The sequence below is a fragment of the Acidovorax sp. 210-6 genome (assembly GCF_010020825.1).
GTDB classification, from domain to species: Bacteria; Pseudomonadota; Gammaproteobacteria; order Burkholderiales; family Burkholderiaceae_C; genus Simplicispira; species Simplicispira sedimenti.
The window spans coordinates 3,742,763-3,759,329 of record NZ_JAACJE010000001.1; the positions used below are offsets into that span (position 1 = coordinate 3,742,763).

Genomic DNA, 16,567 nt, shown 5'->3' on the forward strand with positions numbered 1-16,567 from the left:
GCGGCTGGCCCGGCGCGGCATCAAAGCATTTCAGCTTAGCACGGCCTATCGGCCCGTGCGGGCGCCACCCCACGGCCTAGGGCCTGTTAACACTATGGAAGGGGTCGCGAAGCTCATGACAGCCCGCCCATCAAGGCGCGTGACGCAGTGCGTGCGTCCGCACGTACAAGGAACGCAACACCGAGGGGTGGGCTGTCATGAGCATCCCTTCGGGTTGCCTCGCAAAGGGGCCGTCTGCGGCGTTGCCCGCACTTGCAAGGCACGAGCCTTGCGGCGCGCGGGCGCCTTGCATCCAGCCCCTTTGCGAGGCAACGCGATCCCCTTCCATAGTGTTAACAGGCCCTAGCGGGCCTTCCCTCACCAGGTATCGACGAAGCGCGGGCCGAGCGTGCCCACGCGTGCCGAGGCCAGGCCGCGCGCCAGCCAGGCGCGCGTGTCCGCCGGATCGACGACGGTGTCGATCTCCAGCGTGGCGGCCATGTGCATGGCCTCGCCATTGGCGTAGGACTTGGCCACGAGCTTCTGGAACAGCGCGTCGCGCTCGGCGCCTTCGGGCAGGGCTTCGAGCTCCTTGCGGAAGCCCAGGCGCACCGCCCCCTCCAGCCCCATGGCGCCGAACTCGCCCGTGGGCCAGGCGATGGTGAACACCGGCGCATGGAAGCCCCCGGCCGCCATGCCCATGGCGCCCAGGCCGTAGCCCTTGCGCAGCACCACGCTGAAGAACGGCACGCGCAGGTGCGCGGCGGTGACGAACAGGCGGCTCACATGGCGCACCTGCGCCGTCTGCTCGACCTCGGGGCCGACCATGAAACCGGGCGTGTCCACCAGGCTCACCAGCGGCAGGCCGTGCGCGTTGCACAGCTGCATGAAGCGCGCGGCCTTGTCGGCGGCGGGCGCGTCGATGGCGCCGCCCAGGTGCAGCGGGTTGTTGGCGATCAGGCCCACGGGGCGGCCTTCGATGCGCGCCAGCGCCGTGTGGATGCCGGCGCCAAAGCCGGTGCGCAGCATCAGCAGGCTGCCCTCGTCCACCAGGCCGCCCATGGCGGCGCGCGTGTCGTACACGCGCAGGCGGTTCTCGGGCACCACGGCGCGCAAGGCGCGCTGATCGGGAGCGGTCCATTGCGAGAAACGCCCCTGGAAGAACGACAGGTAGTGGCGCGCGGCAGCCACGGCTTCCCGTTCGTCCTCGACCAGCACGTCGATCACGCCGTTGGCGTGCTGCACGTGGCTGGGACCGATCTGCTCGGGCTTGAACACGCCCAGGCCGCCGCCCTCGATCATGGCCGGGCCGCCCATGCCGATGTTGCTGGCGCGCGTGGCGATGATGGCGTCGCAGCAACCCAGCAGCGCGGCGTTGCCGGCGAAGCAGCGCCCCGCCGCGATGCCGACCACGGGCACCTGGCCCGACAGCGCGGCGTGGCTGGCGAAGGTGTGCACATGCAGGCCCGCGACCACGGGGATGTCGGTGTCGCCTGGGCGCCCGCCGCCGCCCTCGGCAAACAGCACCACGGGCAACTGCTGGTCGAGCGCAATGCCGAGCATGCGGTCGGTCTTGGCGTGGTTGCGCGCGCCCTGGGTGCCGGCGAGCACGGTGGCGTCGTAGGCCATGACCACGGTGCGTGCCTTGTCCTCGCCGCACTGCGCGCCGTTGACGGCGCCGATGCCCGTCACCATGCCGTCGGCCGGGGTGTTGGCGATCAGGTCCTCCATGCTGCGGCGGCGCGCCTGCGCGGCCACGGCGAGCTGGCCGTATTCGATGAAGCTGCCCGCGTCGCACAGGTCGGCGATGTTCTCGCGCGCCGTGCGCTGGCCCTGGGCGTGGCGTTTGGCCACGGCGGCCGGGCGGTTCGCGTCGAGCGTGAAGGCGTGGCGGTCGATCACGCGCTGCAGGTCGGGGCGGATGTGGCTGGGGTCCTGCGCCGCCTCCGGCCCGGCGGCGTCCAGCGCGGCATCGTGCACGGGTTCGAGCACCAGCAGTTTGTGGCCCTGCGCTACGTAGGCACCAGGCGCGGCGGCGAGGTTCAGCACGCGGCCCGCGTGCGGCGCGAGCAGCACGTGTTCCATCTTCATGGCTTCAAGCACGGCCAGCTCGGCGCCCGCCGCCACCACAGCGCCTTCGGCCACGGCGTACTGCACCAGGCGTGCGGGCATGGGGGCGCGCACGGCGTGCGGGTCGGCGTCCTCGGGGGCCGTCGCTGTATTTGAATGATTTTGGCCTCCAGCGCTTATCTGGCAAGCGCTTTCAGCTATTATTTTTGTAGCATCCAGCAATGCGGGCAGCACCTCCTCCACCCAGCGCGTATGCACCTGCTGGCGTTCCATCTCGGGCCGCTTGGCCAGGGCCTGGAGCAGCGCAAGATTGGTCGCCAGGCCGTCGATGCGGCACTCGGCCAGCGCGCGCCGGGAGCGGCGCAGCACGTCGGCAAAACTTCCGCCGCGCGTGGAGACGATGAGCTTGGCCAGCAGCGTGTCGTAGTGCGGCGAGGGCGCACGGCCCGCGAGCGCGTGCGTGTCCACGCGCACGCCCGGCCCCGTGGGCAACGCCAGCCGCGCGATGGTGCCGCTGCCCGGCTGGGCCTGGCCCTGGGCATCCAGCGTTTCGGCATTGATGCGCCACTGGATGGCATGGCCCTGCGCGCGCGGCGGCTGCGCCGGGTCCAGGCCCAGGCCCAGGCCCTGCAGGCGGCGGCCGGCCGCCAATGCCATCTGCGTCTGCACCAGGTCCACGCCCGTCACCTCCTCGGTGATGGTGTGCTCGACCTGCAGACGCGGGTTGCATTCGATGAACACGTAGGGCAGATCGCTGGACGCCAGGTCCACCAGGAACTCGAAGGTGCCCAGGCCCTCGTAGCGCACTTCGCGCGCCATGGCCAGGGCGTCCTGGATGATGCGTTGGCGCAGGCTTTCCGGCAGCGACGGGCTGGGCGCGATCTCCACCAGTTTCTGGAAGCGCCGCTGCAGCGTGCATTCGCGCTCGCCCAGCGCGACTACGTCCACGCCGTCGCCCAGCACCTGCACCTCGATGTGGCGCGCGTTCACCATCAGGCGCTCGACGTACACGCCCGCCACGCCGAAGGCGGCCTGCGCCTCGCGCCGACAGGTGTCGTAGGCGGCGGGCAATTCGGCCGCCGACTGCACGGCGCGCATGCCGCGCCCGCCACCGCCGCCGATGGCCTTGATGACGATGCCTGCGCCCTGCCCGCCCGCCTGCTGCGCGTGCCAGAAGGCCTGCGCCTCGTCGAGCGTGACCTCGTGCTGCGTGCCGGGCATCAGCGGCACGCCACAGCGCGCCGCCAGCGCGCGCGCCTGGGCCTTGTCGCCGAACAGCGCCAGCTGCGCCGGCGTGGGGCCGATGAAGCGCAGGCCCGCCGTCTGGCAGTCCTGTGCGAAGTCGGAGCGCTCGCTCAGGAAGCCGTAGCCGGGGTGCACGGCGTCACAGCCACGCTCACGCGCCAGGGCGATGAGGCGCGCGCCGTCGAGGTAGGCCGCCGGGCCCGTGGCACCGAGCGCGATGGCCTCGGTAGCCGCCTGCACATGGGGCGCACCGGCATCGTCGTCGGCGTACACCGCGACACTAGGAATGCCCAGGTCGTGCAGGGCGCGCGCGATGCGCAGCGCCACCTCGCCACGGTTGGCGATCAGGACTTTGGAAAAGACCGGCGTGTTCATGGTTTTGCTTCTGTTTTGATAGCTGCAACCGCTCATAAATTCTGCGGTCTTGGTCATTTTGACCTGTCAAACCCGCAGCATATGCAGCCCGGCAGCAGAACACCAGCCAGCGCTATAACCCAGGCGACACGCCATGTTGGCCCCGCACAGGCACCGCGTCGCACTCGCCGATACCATGGGCGGCTTCTTCACGAGAGAACCACCCATGCCCGACTTCCGCAGCGACACCGTCACCCAGCCCACACCCGCCATACGCGCGGCCATGCAGGCCGCGCCACTGGGCGACGACGTGTTCGGCGACGACCCCTCCGTCAACGCACTGCAGGAGCATGCGGCGCAACTGCTGGGCTTCGAGGCCGCGCTGTTCGCGCCCTCGGGCACGCAGACCAACCTGATCGCCCTCATGGGCCACTGCCAGCGCGGCGACGAGGCCATCGTGGGCCAGAGCTGGCACACCTACCGCTGGGAGGGTGGCGGCATGGCGGTGCTGGGCTCCATCCAGCCGCAGCCCGTGGAAACACAACCCGACGGCACGCTGCGCCTGGCCGACATCGCCGCCGCCATCAAGCCCGACGACCCGCATTTCGCGCGCACCCGCCTGGTGGTGCTGGAGAACACCACGGGCGGCCAGGTGCTGCCCACACCCTACATCGCCGAGGTGGCGCAACTGGCGCATTCCAGCGGCCTGGCCCTGCACCTGGACGGCGCGCGCCTGTTCAACGCCGCCACGGCCAACGCCGAGGCGAATGGCACCGACGTCTACGACGAGGCCCGTGCCCTCTGCCAGCACTTCGACACCGTGTCGCTGTGCCTGAGCAAGGGCCTGGGCGCGCCCGTGGGCTCGTTGCTGCTGGGCCGTGCCGACTTCATCCACCAGGCCAGGCGCACGCGCAAGATCCTGGGCGGCGCCATGCGCCAGTGCGGCCTGCTGGCCGCCGCCGGACAGCATGCGCTGCAGCACCAGGTGCGCCGCCTGGCCGACGACCACGCCCTGCTGCGCCAACTGGCCGCCGGCCTGGCCGAGGCCGGACGCAGCCATCCGGTATTGCAAGGACGCCTGGCGGTAGCCTCGGCGCACACCAACATCCTGTTCACCGACGTGCATGCCGATGTGGCGCCCGCCTTCACCGCCTGGCTGGCCCAGCACGGCGTGCGCGTGACCAGCAGCCTCTATGGCGGCCAGACGCGCCTGCGCTGGGTGACGCACCTGGACGTGGGACCGCAGGATGTGGCGCAGGCGCTGGAGTGCGTTCAGCGCTTTGGCACAGCCTGATTCTTGCGATGGATTCCGCTCGCATCACCTGCCGTGCAGACAGGCTCTGTGGCGCGGCCTCAAATAGGCGTGTCTGAGGGCTCCGGCCGCGCCCTGCGACCAAAGATGCCGGTGCCCACCCGCACCATGGTGCTGCCGGCCGCGATGGCGGCGTCCAGGTCGTCCGTCATGCCCATGGACAGGGTGTCAAAACCCGCCAGGCCCGGCAGACCGCTGGCGCGGATGGTGTCAAACACCTCGCGCGCGCGCAGATGCAGGGCGTATTGCGCATCAAAACCCGTGGCCGGTTCCGGGATGCTCATCAGCCCGCGCAGGCACAACTGTGGCAAGACCGCCACGCTTTGCGCCAAAGCCAGGGCCTCCTGCGGGGCCACGCCCGACTTGTTGGCGCCCCCGTCCACATTGATCTGGATGCAGACCTGCAGTGGCGGCAGATGGGCCGGACGCTGGTCGGACAGGCGCTGCGCGACCTTGAGCCGGTCCACGGTATGCATCCAATCAAAGTGCTCGGCCACCAGCCGGGTCTTGTTGCTTTGCACCGGCCCAATGCAGTGCCATTGCAGGGTGGGCGCGCCCATCTGGCGCAGTGCCGCCATTTTTTCTACAGCTTCCTGCAGGTAGTTTTCGCCAAAGGCGTGTTGCCCGGCGCGAGCGGCTTCGAGCACGGCATCGGGCCCGAAGGTTTTGGATACAGCCAGTAACAGAACGCTGGCCGGGTCGCGCCCGGCACGCTCGCAGGCATGTGCCACCCGGTGCTGTACCTGTTGGAGCTTGTCGGCAATCGTGGTCATAATGGCTGTCGAGCGTACCAAACGTCAGAGGGAACCGTGGACATTACCCAACTGCTGGCCTTCAGTGTCAAGAACAAAGCATCGGACCTGCACCTCTCTGCGGGATTGCCACCCATGATCCGTGTGCACGGCGACGTGCGACGCATCAATGTCGAAGCACTGGACCACAAGACGGTGCACGCCATGGTGTACGACATCATGAGCGACTCGCAGCGCAAGACCTACGAAGAATTCCTGGAGGTGGACTTCTCGTTCGAGATCGAGGGCCTGGCGCGTTTCCGCGTGAACGCATTCAACCAGAACCGCGGCGCGGCTGCCGTGTTCCGGACGATTCCGAGCAAGATCCTCACGCTGGAGCAGCTCAACGCGCCCAAGATCTTCGCCGACCTGGCGCTCAAGCCGCGCGGGCTGGTGCTGGTGACCGGCCCCACGGGTTCGGGCAAGTCCACCACGCTGGCGGGCATGGTCAACCACCTCAACGAAACCGAGTACGGCCACATCCTCACCATCGAAGATCCGATCGAGTTCGTGCACGAGTCCAAGAAGTGCCTGGTCAACCAGCGCGAGGTGGGGCCGATGACGCTGTCGTTCGCCGCGGCCCTGCGCTCTGCGCTGCGCGAGGACCCGGACGCCATTCTGGTGGGCGAAATGCGCGACCTGGAAACCATCCGCCTGGCCATGACGGCCGCTGAAACGGGCCACTTGGTGTTCGGCACGCTGCACACGTCCAGCGCCGCCAAGACCATCGACCGGATCATCGACGTGTTCCCCGCCGAAGAAAAGGAAATGGTCCGTGCCATGTTGTCCGAATCGCTGCAGGCCGTGATCTCGCAAACGCTGTGCAAGCTCAAGGACGGCTCGGGCCGCGTGGCCGCGCACGAAATCATGCTGGGCACCAGCGCCATCCGCAACCTGATCCGCGAGGCCAAGGTGGCGCAGATGTACTCGACCATCCAGACCAGCAACAGCGTGGGCATGCAGACGCTGGACCAGAACCTCACCGATCTGGTGCGCCGCAACATCATCAGCCCGGCCGAAGCCCGCGCCAAGGCCAAGATGCCGGAAAACTTCCCTGGCTAAACGTCCCCCAGCCGTTCCGATCCACAGACACCGGCCGCGCGCGGCCCACTGGAGCACCCCATGAAAGGCATTCTTGGTCTGTTGCGCATGTCTTCGCGCAACAACAAGCCACAGCAAGACCACAGCGATTCCGTTTTCTTTTCCACGGCCTTTGCCAACCAGGGTGTCGATCCGGCGATGCTGGTGCCCTGGGAGGCACGTGCCGTGGAGGTGGGCGCCAAGCGCCTGCCCGCCAGCAAGGGCGGCAAGCTGCTGCAGGCACTGTGGTCCAAGGACAAGTACATGGCGCACCTGGACCAGGACGCTGTGCGGCGCATGGAGAACTTCTTCGAGTTTGCCCAGGTGCCGCCCAACCGCGATCTGATCCGTCAGGACGAGTACGGCAATTTCATGATCGTGCTGCTGTCGGGCACCATCGCGGTGGATCGACTGCAGCCCTGGGGTGAGCAGTTGCGTCTGGCAGAAACCCGCCCTGGCGACATCCTCGGAGAGATGTCCTTGCTGGACAGCGGCATCCGCTTCTCTGCCTGCACCACGCTGACCGATTGCGAAGTCGCCGTGCTCAGTGCCGAGGGCATGGACGACATGATGGTCAAGGACCCGCAACTAGCCGCCAGTCTGGTGGCGCTGCTGGCACGCAAGCTGTCGCTGCGGCTGCGTGCCGTGAGCGCGCGGCTGAGCGAGAACCAAAAGTAAACCCCTGACCCGTTAGCACCCTCGGAGGGAGACACACAGATGGAACGCGATCAGGCGAGTAAGTTCATCAACGATCTGCTGAAGCTGCTGGTGAGCCGCAACGGCAGCGACCTGTTCATCACGGCTGAGTTTCCGCCTGCCATCAAGGTGGACGGAGCGATCACCAAGGTATCACCCCAGGCGCTCACGCCCAACCACACGCTGACGCTGGCCCGCTCCATCATGAGCGACAAGCAGGCCGCCGAGTTTGAGCGCACCAAGGAATGCAACTTCGCCATTTCGCCCTCGGGCATCGGTCGCTTCCGTGTCAATGCATTCATCCAGCAAGGGCGCGTGGGCATGGTGCTGCGGGTGATTCCGCTGACGCTGCCCACCATTGACGGCCTGGGTCTGCCCCAGGTGCTCAAGGAAGTGGCCATGACAAAGCGGGGGCTGTGCATCTTTGTGGGTGCCACGGGCTCGGGCAAATCGACCTCGCTGGCCGCCATGGTGGATTGGCGCAACGAGAACTCCTTCGGTCACATCATCACGGTGGAAGACCCGGTCGAGTTCGTGCACCCGCACAAGAACTGCGTGGTCACGCAGCGCGAGGTGGGGCTGGACACCGACAGCTGGGAAGCCGCGCTCAAGAACACGCTGCGCCAGGCACCCGACGTGATTCTGATGGGCGAAATCCGCGACCGCGAGACCATGGAACATGCCGTGGCCTTTGCCGAAACCGGCCACTTGTGCCTGGCCACCCTGCACGCCAACAGCGCCAACCAGGCCCTGGACCGGATCATCAACTTCTTCCCGGAAGAGCGCCGCGCGCAGTTGCTGATGGACCTGTCGCTCAACCTGCGCGGCATGATCTCCCAGCGCTTGATCCCCAAGCAGGACGGCAAGGGGCGCGCGGCTGCGGTGGAAGTGATGCTCAACACCCCGCTCATTGCCGACCTGATCTTCAAGGGCGAAGTGGCCGAGATCAAGGAAATCATGAAGAAGAGCCGCAACCTGGGCATGCAGACCTTCGACCAGTCGCTGTTCGATTTGTTCGAGTCCAACGTCATCAGCTACGAAGACGCGCTGCGCAACGCCGACTCCCTCAACGACCTGCGTCTGCAGATCAAGCTCTCCAGCCAGCGCGCCAAGAGTGCGGACCTGGCTTCGGGCACCGAACATTTCGCGATTGTCTGACACCCCCTGGGCGCTACGCGCCCTCCCCCCTTCCCTCGGCGATGGCCGGGAAAGGGGTTCCCGCCAGTAGCCTGGGGATGCCAGCTCCACAGCGTCCGCGGGCCTGGGCCACGCGCCTTTCTCCCGGTACCGTCTTTCTTGCAAGAGCCATCACATGCCAAGCACCAATCCTCGCAACTACGACGCCACCCCTTCGCGCAAGGTCGCCTTTGTGGGACTGGGCGTGATGGGCTACCCCATGGCCGGCCATTTGGCGATGGCCGGGCATTCGGTCACCGTGTTCAACCGCACCGCTTCCAAGGCCCAGGCCTGGTGCGTGGAGTTTGGCCAAACGGCGAACCCGCAACAGGCGGCCACCCCCCGGCTGGCGGCGCAAGGGGCGGACATTGTGTTTTGCTGCGTGGGCAACGACGAGGACTTGCGCTCCGTGACGCTGGGGGCAGACGGAGCCTTTGCCGGCATGGCGCCGGGCAGTATTTTTGTGGACCACACCACGGCATCGGCCGAAGTGGCACGTGAGCTCTATGGTGCAGCCCGTGCCCTGGGTCTGCAGTTCATCGACGCACCAGTGTCGGGTGGTCAGGCAGGAGCACAGAATGGGCTGTTGACCGTGATGTGCGGTGGCGACCCCGAGGCCTTTGATGCCGTGCAACCCGTGGCCATGGCATTTTCGCGCGCCTTCACGCGCATGGGCGCCTCGGGCGCCGGCCAGCTCACCAAGATGGTCAACCAGATCTGCATTGCCGGGTTGGTGCAGGGCCTTTCAGAGGCCATTGCCTTTGGTCAGCGCGCTGGCCTGGACATGCCCCTGGTGCTGGACGTGATTGGCAAGGGTGCCGCCCAAAGCTGGCAGATGGACAACCGCGGAAAAACCATGGTGGCCGACCAATTTGACTTTGGCTTTGCCGTGGACTGGATGCGCAAGGATCTGGGCCTGGTGCTGGCCGAAGCACAACGCAATGGTGCTCGGCTGCCCGTGACCGCGCTGGTGGACCAGTTCTATGGCGACGTGCAGCAAATGGGCGGCAAGCGCTGGGACACGTCCAGCCTGATCAAACGACTGCGCTAGGGAGTGGGATGCGCCGCCAGCGTCGGCGGCACGCTTTCACTGGGCCGGACGCGTTTCCGGCACCTCGCCATTCACCGCATTGGCCGGTTTTGCTTGCTTGCCGGCGTTCAGACTTGCGGCTTCTTCCTCGGTGAGGTACTCAAACACCCGCACCACCTTGCTGACGCCGGTGATGCCTCGGGCAATGGCCGTCGCACGTCCGGCTTCGCGCTGCGACACGCGGCCCATCAGGTACACCACGTTGCGTTCGGTCACCACCTTGAAGCTGTTGGCCGACAGGTCTTTGGCATCCACCAGACTGGCACGCACCTTGCCCGTGATGAAGGTATCGTTGGAGCGCTGCCCGATCGTGCTGTTGGGCATCACGGCCAGATCATTGACCACGCTGCGCACGTTCTGCTCGGCGGCAACGGTTTTTTCGACGGCATCCCGAACCTCGGCGCTGGGCACTTCGCCGGTCAGCAATACCTGGCGGTTGTAGCTGGTGACGTTGACATGGACCTTGTCGCCATAGATACCGTGGATACGGTTTCCAGCGCGCAACTCAATGCCCTCGTCCTCCACCTGCGTGCCTACGGTGCGGCGGTCCAGCGCCATCATGCCGCCCACAGCCGCCCCCCCGACCACCGCCGCAGCACATCCAGACAGACTGACGACCAACACGGCAGACGCCAGCGCGGCACAAGCCGCTCGATAGTTCTTGAACATCATGACAAAACCTCCTGTTCACCAAACAACTGTGCATCCATGCCATCAGACAGGCAATTGAGCACCAGGGTATGCACCTCGCGCACCCGTGCAGCACGGTCATGGGGCACAGAGATACAGACATCTGTTTCGCGCAAAAGGTTCGCCAAGCCTCCGCCCAGCCGCCCCGTCAAGGCCACCACCGACATGTCGCGTTCATGGGCTGCCTGTACGGCCCCCAGCACACTGGGGTCGTTGCCACTGGTGCTCAACACCACCAGCAGGTCCCCGGTTTGCCCCAGCGCACGCACCTGCCGGGCAAACTGCTGGGTGGCATCACCACCGCCGATCGTGAGCAGGGCACCGTCGGTGCACAAAGCCATGGCTGCCAGTTCCGGGCGCTCGCGCTCGAAGCCTGCGACACAGCACGCGGCAAACTGCTGCGCATCGGTGGCCGAAACGCCGCTGCCGCACACCAGGACCTTGCCACCACTCGTCACACAGGCGAGCAGCGCCTGGACCGCGTCGGCAATGGGCCGAGCCAAGGTCTGGGCGGCCTGGTATTTCAGGTCAGCGCTGTCGATGAATTGCTGCTGGATGCGTTGCTCGATCATGGGTTCTACGATGCATAAACCTTGCGCAAGGCAGTGATGATAACCGCTGCGTGTTATCAATTTTGTAGCATTCTGTGGCTGCCGCCTGAGCTGGCGCCTCACTGTGCGTCGAAGGCCCCCCGAATCCACGAGATATCGGGCTCCAACAACACGGCGTCAAACCGACACGGCGGCTGCGCCCCCAGTCGCAGCAAAAAATGCTGCGCAGCAAACACAATGCGCCGCTGCTTGGTCGCGCCAATGCTTGCCCCTGCGCCGCCCCAGGCTTGACTGGAGCGGCTGCGCACTTCAACGAACACCACCGTGCCATCGGGCTCGCGCATCACCAGATCGATCTCGCCCCCACCGCGCCCTGGCGTCCGATAATTGCGTGCCAGCAAACGCAGGCCTGCAGACTGCAAATGGGCCAGCGCACGGTCTTCCGCCCACTGGCCCTGAGTCCGCGTGTTTGCCGTCGCTACCGTACCCGGTTTGTTCTTGCCAAGGAAACCCATTGAGCGCCTCTTTTGCCCCCGTTCTGGACGCTGCACGCCATGCAGCCGGCTCGCAGCATTATCCCCAGGGCGCCCTGTATGTGGTGGCCACCCCCATCGGCAACCTGGCAGACATCACGCTGCGCGCTCTGCATGTATTGCAGCTGGCCGACACCTTGGCCTGCGAGGATACGCGCCACAGCCACAGCCTGCTGCGCGCCTACGGCATCGACAAACCCCCCAGCCAGTGGCTCGCCGTGCACCAGCACAACGAGGCCCAGGCCGCGCAGGAGGTCCTGGCCCGTTTGCAGGCAGGTCAGCGCGTGGTTTACATGAGCGACGCAGGGACCCCCGGCATCAGCGATCCAGGCGCACGCCTTGCCGCCGCTGTGGCGACAGCGGGTTTGCGTGTGCTGCCTTTGCCGGGTGCCAGCAGCATCACCACCGCGTTGAGCGTTGCGGGCGCCGTGGCGCAGGGCGGAGGTGACCAGGGTTTTGTGTTTGCTGGGTTTCTTCCCACCCGCAGTGCAGAACGCAAGGCCGCCGTGGAGATGCTGCGCACCGAACCCCGCTGCATCGTTGTGCTGGAGGCACCGCACCGCATCGCCGATCTGGCCCAGGCACTGGCCGTACTGGAGGAGCGCCCGGTCACCCTGGCGCGGGAATTGACCAAGCAGTTCGAACAAATCTCCACCCTCCCCGCCCACCAGGCTGCGCCTTGGCTGCAGGAAGACCCCCAGCGCTGCCGGGGTGAATTCGTGGTGGTGCTGCATCCGGTGGCCAGCTCCAACGATGCCGAGGCCGGACTGCGCGTGCTCGATCGCCTGCTTCAGGAGTTGCCGCTGAAGTCGGCGGTACGCCTCGCGGCCGACATCACCGGCGTACCGCGCAACCAGCTGTACGAAGCTGCATTGCAGCGAAAGAACGCGCCAGAGCAAGAAGGCTGAGACGCCCAAAGCAAAACGCCCAACTGAACACAGTTGGGCGTTATTTTCTTGGTGGCCTGGGACGGAATCGAACCGCCGACACAAGGATTTTCAATCCACAAACAAAAGCCCGTTGAATCAACGACTTGTCAAATTGTCCCTCTACAAACGGGTCACTTTCGTACGCGGCCGTTCCAAGGGTAAATCTTAAACAAGGGCGCGATTGTAGAAGGCCTGAGCCTTGACGGGCCCTGATTCAATAGATAAATTACGGCCCGTCACCTATGTGTGAGGCATCAGCGCAATGCTGACTGTCGGTCAACTCCGAGAGTTGATCCAGCGCGTTCTCCGGTCAAGCCCGAGCGTGCACCTCGTGACTTCCTTATCGAAGTTCTTGATGCATTCTTGGAGCTAACATTGCCCTCTCCACGTCAAAAGCGCCGCCAGCGCGCATTTCAGCAACAACAAGGCCTCTGCTTTTACTGCCAGCGTCCCATGGTACCGGCGACCGCCGCAGGTGCGATCAACCGCTGCACAGCGGAGCACCTGATCCCAAAAGCTGACCGGGGCACCGACGCCCAGCGGAATCTTGTCGCTGCATGCTGGTTCTGCAACCATCATCGTCACGAGGGCCGGCGAAATGCCCGAACGCCGGCAGAGTGGGCAACCTACGTCCGTTATCAAGTGCACTGCGGACGTTGGCCAACTGCCTTCACTGTAGCCGCTTCGATTTCGTCAGAAATCGATGCGGAACTAAGGGCAACTGAAAACCCCTCCGAACTGATATCCTGCGCGGATGGTCAAGCCGAAATCCAACACCCCTCCCCTGACGTCCGAGCAAGCCGCGCGCTTTGCGGAGATAGCGCGTGAAGCGGTGCACAACTTTTCCGGCACCAGCGACGAGCTGGAGGCTGCGCTCGGCATGTACGTCCTGGGCGTTTACATGGGCTGGAAACCACTGGTCCTCATGCACAGCAAGAAGACGATTCGGAAGTACGAACAGATTCTGGGCATCACCGTGCGCGACGAGTTTGCAGAGACGGGGCCCAACTCGGAGCGCTCCAAGGCCTACATGATCTCTCGCACCGTTTCGAACTTCTGGAAGGCTGTCTCGGGCGAAGACAAGTCAATCGACAAAAGCGAACGGAAGCTGATTCAGGGGTAATCCAAGTCTCCTTTATGCAACAGGGGAATTGAATTCTCCTTGACGGTATTTCATGTCTCCTTCAAAGTAAGGAGACATGAATGCACCCTTTCTATCCCAACACTTGAAACAGCCGCCGGCTACGGCGGTTGAGACGCTGGCGCGGACGCAGCGGAGCGGGGCCGCGCCAGCGGCGCAGCCGCTGAGCGCTGGGCTTGTCTCAATTAAAACAAGTGACACGCTACTCCCTGAAGAAGTAGAGATAGACCAGAAGAAGGCACGACTCACCCGCCTTCGGCGCTCTGTCCTCACTGCTGCCCATCTGTTCCAACAGCCGTGGTCCGGATTCAGGACTCGCACGGCCATGCTCACGCTCACCTACCGCGACGTAGGAGCGTTTGAGCCTTGTCATATCTCCCTGCTGATCAAGCACATCCGCCAGTGGCTGCAGCGCCGCGGCTATCGAATGTTGTACGTGTGGGTGGCAGAGCTGCAACAGCGTGGCGCCCTGCACTACCACGTGCTCATCTGGCTCCCCAAGGGCCTGACTCTCCCCAAACCCGACAAACAAGGATGGTGGCCGCATGGAAGCACACGAATCGAATGGGCCAAGCGCCCTATCGGATACCTCTGCAAATACGTCAGCAAACTGGATATCGCGGGCGGACTTCCGAAGGGTGCTCGACTTCACGGAGCGGGCGGATTCGTCCAGGCCGCTCAGCAAATTCGACAATGGTTCAACCTGCCCACATGGCTCAAGCATCTCGCCGGAGTCGGCAGCCGCTTTGTGCGAGTCAAAGGTGTTGGCTTGGTGGACCGGGATTCGGGGGTTTGCGTGCAATCGCCCTGGCGGGTGTCCGTCAGCGGCAAAAGAGTCACTGCTCAAAAGGTTTTCGAATACATCGGGGGAATGACAAACGTCGCAGGTCCTTACTCGTTCCTTGGTCGCCCGACCCTTTTCGCACCTGTGGCGCCATGAACACCGATCCCCTATTCCTCACTCCCGAAGAGGTGAGCACGCTCACAGGCTTTCGGCTTCCATCGCGCCAAGTGCAATGGCTGCGCACCAAAGGCTGGCGCTTTGAGATCAACGGCAATAGGCAAGCCATCGTGGCCCGCAAATACGCAGAAAAGATGCTGGGTTGTGGAGCGCCAGAGGAACAGAGCTACCAGCCCAATTTCCGGGCTTTGCAGGGGGCGTGATGGGTCGGCGTAGGCAGTCCAATTTCGATGATCCCCCGCGCTTTCACCGCAAGGGCAACGTCTGGTATCACGTAAGCGGCACCCTGCCCCGCGTCTGGACCAAGCTCTCCAACGACCGCGCCGAAGCCCTGCGCCTCTGGGCCCAACGTGAGGGAGTGCGCGAGGATGAATCCACCCGGCTTTTCTCGGTGGTGGCCAGGCGGTACGTGCGCGAGGTGTTCCCTATCAAGAGCGTTCAGACCCGGCGCGACAACGACAAGGAACTCGCCAACCTGCTGCGCGTGTTCGGTCACATGCCCATCGAGGCCATCGCCCCTATGCACATCCGCCAGTACATGGACCTGCGGGGCCAGGTGGCAAAGGTGCGCGCCAACCGCGAGAAGGCCCTGTTCTCGCACATCTTCAACAAGGCCAGGGAATGGGGCTTCACCACCGCTCAGAACCCCTGCCAGGGCGTGAAGGGCTTCAAAGAAATGGGCCGCTCGCGCTATGTCACCGACGAGGAATTCGACCGCGTGCGTGCCAACGCACATTGCACGGTGGTCGACGCCATGGATATTGCCTTGCTCACCGGCCAGCGGCCCGCCGATGTGCTCAAGATCAAGCGCACTGACATTCGGGATGGCGCCTTGTGGATCGTGCAGAACAAGACCGGGGCACGCCTGGGCATCGAGATAACCGGCGAGCTGGCCGTGGTCATCGACAGGATCAACCAACGGCCCAGGCAGGCAATCAGCACATTTCTGATTCAGGACCAGAACGGCCAGCCGCTCAGCCAGGGGGCGCTGCGCTCACGCTTTGACAAGGCGCGCACGCTGGCAAAGGTGGATTTTCAGTTCAGGGATATTCGGGCGAAGGCGGCCACTGACACAGGGGATCTAGGGCACTCACAGAAGCTACTGGGGCACAAGAATCGAGAGATGACCGAACACTACGTCAAATCTCGACAAGGTGAGCGAGTTAAACCATCTCGGTAAATGCTGTGCCACCGGCACGCTCTGCTTTGCGTCGCTGGAATTCGGCCTCGTCGAGAAACACCGCGACAAGCATTGCCATTGAGCCGCGAAACTGGATCCAATAGCCGGAAGCCTCGCCATCACCAACCACGCCGAAACGGTAGCGGAACTGGTCTGCCAGCGGAGTCACGTCCCTTCGCAGAACAGGAACGCCTCCAAGAAGCGCGAAAAACTTCTCCGGCATATTGGAGTTGAGGAGATCGGCGTTGGTAAAGGTATGCGTAACTACTTTCCCGGTAGACGGAAGTATTTTTCCAGCATGAAGGTAGTGCAGTGCTTTCCCCAGCTTCTCTGCATACCTCTGAGTCACGTCTATGACGGTAGCGGGCACGGTCACCATGTAGACCTCCCCTATACCTGGGAGAGTTGTTCCCCTGACACCTCTATCTCGCAAAAAACGCCGCGTTTCGATACGAGACACCTCACGCAAGCTTTGGTACACCTGCGGCAGTCGAAAGCGTAGACCGCTAAGCACGCGCTCAAGGTCAGCTTCGCCTTCTGCTGTTAAATCCGCCATGACCCCCAGCCTGACGAGTGCGGCCATCACAAGCTCATCGTCGCTTGAACCTGCGTTGCATGCCCTGCAAGCGGGGAAAACATAGCCCTCTGGCCATCGTCGATTCAGGAAAAGGGATCGGGCAGGAAGGTGATCTTCTGTCTCTGCAGGTGTTTGCCCGCCACAAAAACAGCATATTGGGTTTCGAGTCAGAAACTCTCTCTTTCGCTGACTGTGACGACCCATCGCAATCC

16 protein-coding genes are annotated in these 16,567 nt (G+C 64.5%); 10 read left to right on the plus strand and 6 right to left on the minus strand.

The window, feature by feature from the left end; translation table 11 throughout:
* Window positions 1–357: 357 nt before the first annotated feature.
* Entirely contained in the window at window positions 358–3,669 is a 3,312-nt protein-coding gene (locus GWK50_RS17420; RefSeq protein WP_162017608.1) for a carboxyl transferase domain-containing protein, read from the minus strand.
* Window positions 3,670–3,874: 205 nt separating this feature from the next.
* Here GWK50_RS17420 and ltaE point away from each other — a divergent pair, with 205 nt between their 5' ends.
* Window positions 3,875–4,942, plus strand: a complete 1,068-nt coding sequence (gene ltaE / locus GWK50_RS17425) for a low-specificity L-threonine aldolase (protein WP_162017609.1) — start codon at window positions 3,875–3,877, stop codon at window positions 4,940–4,942.
* Window positions 4,943–5,001: 59 nt separating this feature from the next.
* Here ltaE and GWK50_RS17430 read toward each other — a convergent pair whose 3' ends face one another.
* On the minus strand, window positions 5,002–5,733 hold the full coding sequence (locus tag GWK50_RS17430; protein WP_162017610.1) for a YggS family pyridoxal phosphate-dependent enzyme: 732 nt from the start codon (window positions 5,731–5,733) through the stop codon (window positions 5,002–5,004).
* Between the two features lie 36 nt (window positions 5,734–5,769).
* Here GWK50_RS17430 and GWK50_RS17435 point away from each other — a divergent pair, with 36 nt between their 5' ends.
* The 4 genes from GWK50_RS17435 to GWK50_RS17450 all read left to right on the plus strand — a co-directional run bounded on the left by GWK50_RS17435 (window position 5,770) and on the right by GWK50_RS17450 (window position 9,754).
* Window positions 5,770–6,813, plus strand: coding sequence for a type IV pilus twitching motility protein PilT (locus GWK50_RS17435; protein WP_162017611.1), 1,044 nt, complete (start codon window positions 5,770–5,772; stop codon window positions 6,811–6,813).
* A 60-nt stretch (window positions 6,814–6,873) separates the two neighbouring features.
* A complete protein-coding gene (locus GWK50_RS17440; RefSeq protein WP_162017612.1) occupies window positions 6,874–7,509 on the plus strand; it encodes a cyclic nucleotide-binding domain-containing protein in 636 nt (211 codons plus the stop codon).
* 39 nt (window positions 7,510–7,548) lie between these two features.
* Entirely contained in the window at window positions 7,549–8,685 is a 1,137-nt protein-coding gene (locus GWK50_RS17445; RefSeq protein ID WP_162017613.1) for a PilT/PilU family type 4a pilus ATPase, read from the plus strand.
* A gap of 154 nt (window positions 8,686–8,839) precedes the next feature.
* On the plus strand, window positions 8,840–9,754 hold the full coding sequence (locus tag GWK50_RS17450; RefSeq protein ID WP_162017614.1) for an NAD(P)-dependent oxidoreductase: 915 nt from the start codon (window positions 8,840–8,842) through the stop codon (window positions 9,752–9,754).
* 36 nt (window positions 9,755–9,790) lie between these two features.
* Here GWK50_RS17450 and GWK50_RS17455 read toward each other — a convergent pair whose 3' ends face one another.
* The 3 genes from GWK50_RS17455 to GWK50_RS17465 all read right to left on the minus strand — a co-directional run bounded on the left by GWK50_RS17455 (window position 9,791) and on the right by GWK50_RS17465 (window position 11,549).
* A complete protein-coding gene (locus GWK50_RS17455; RefSeq protein WP_162017615.1) occupies window positions 9,791–10,465 on the minus strand; it encodes a BON domain-containing protein in 675 nt (224 codons plus the stop codon).
* A complete protein-coding gene (locus tag GWK50_RS17460) occupies window positions 10,462–11,055 on the minus strand; it encodes an SIS domain-containing protein (RefSeq protein ID WP_162017616.1) in 594 nt (197 codons plus the stop codon). Before GWK50_RS17460 ends, GWK50_RS17455 begins: the two co-directional genes overlap by 4 nt.
* A gap of 98 nt (window positions 11,056–11,153) precedes the next feature.
* Complete coding sequence (locus tag GWK50_RS17465) at window positions 11,154–11,549, minus strand: YraN family protein (protein WP_162017617.1); 396 nt, start codon at window positions 11,547–11,549, stop codon at window positions 11,154–11,156.
* Between GWK50_RS17465 and rsmI the strand changes: the two genes are divergently transcribed.
* The 5 genes from rsmI to GWK50_RS19955 all read left to right on the plus strand — a co-directional run bounded on the left by rsmI (window position 11,549) and on the right by GWK50_RS19955 (window position 15,778).
* Window positions 11,549–12,475, plus strand: a complete 927-nt coding sequence (gene rsmI, locus GWK50_RS17470) for a 16S rRNA (cytidine(1402)-2'-O)-methyltransferase (RefSeq protein WP_162017618.1) — start codon at window positions 11,549–11,551, stop codon at window positions 12,473–12,475. The genes GWK50_RS17465 and rsmI overlap by 1 nt on opposite strands.
* A gap of 775 nt (window positions 12,476–13,250) precedes the next feature.
* Window positions 13,251–13,619 carry a hypothetical protein gene (locus GWK50_RS17480; RefSeq protein ID WP_162014699.1) on the plus strand — a complete coding sequence of 123 codons (369 nt, stop codon included), beginning with the start codon at window positions 13,251–13,253 and terminating at the stop codon, window positions 13,617–13,619.
* 343 nt (window positions 13,620–13,962) lie between these two features.
* Window positions 13,963–14,577 carry a hypothetical protein gene (locus GWK50_RS17485; protein WP_162017620.1) on the plus strand — a complete coding sequence of 205 codons (615 nt, stop codon included), beginning with the start codon at window positions 13,963–13,965 and terminating at the stop codon, window positions 14,575–14,577.
* Window positions 14,574–14,801, plus strand: a complete 228-nt coding sequence (locus GWK50_RS17490) for a DUF4224 domain-containing protein (RefSeq protein ID WP_162017621.1) — start codon at window positions 14,574–14,576, stop codon at window positions 14,799–14,801. The genes GWK50_RS17485 and GWK50_RS17490 overlap by 4 nt, the downstream gene beginning before the upstream one ends.
* Entirely contained in the window at window positions 14,801–15,778 is a 978-nt protein-coding gene (locus GWK50_RS19955; protein ID WP_162017622.1) for a tyrosine-type recombinase/integrase, read from the plus strand. Before GWK50_RS17490 ends, GWK50_RS19955 begins: the two co-directional genes overlap by 1 nt.
* Here GWK50_RS19955 and GWK50_RS17500 read toward each other — a convergent pair.
* Window positions 15,762–16,361 (minus strand): hypothetical protein, encoded by a 600-nt coding sequence (locus GWK50_RS17500; RefSeq protein ID WP_162017623.1) that lies wholly within the window; start codon window positions 16,359–16,361, stop codon window positions 15,762–15,764. The two genes, GWK50_RS19955 and GWK50_RS17500, sit on opposite strands and share 17 nt — an antisense overlap.
* Between the last annotated feature and the right edge of the window lie 206 nt (window positions 16,362–16,567).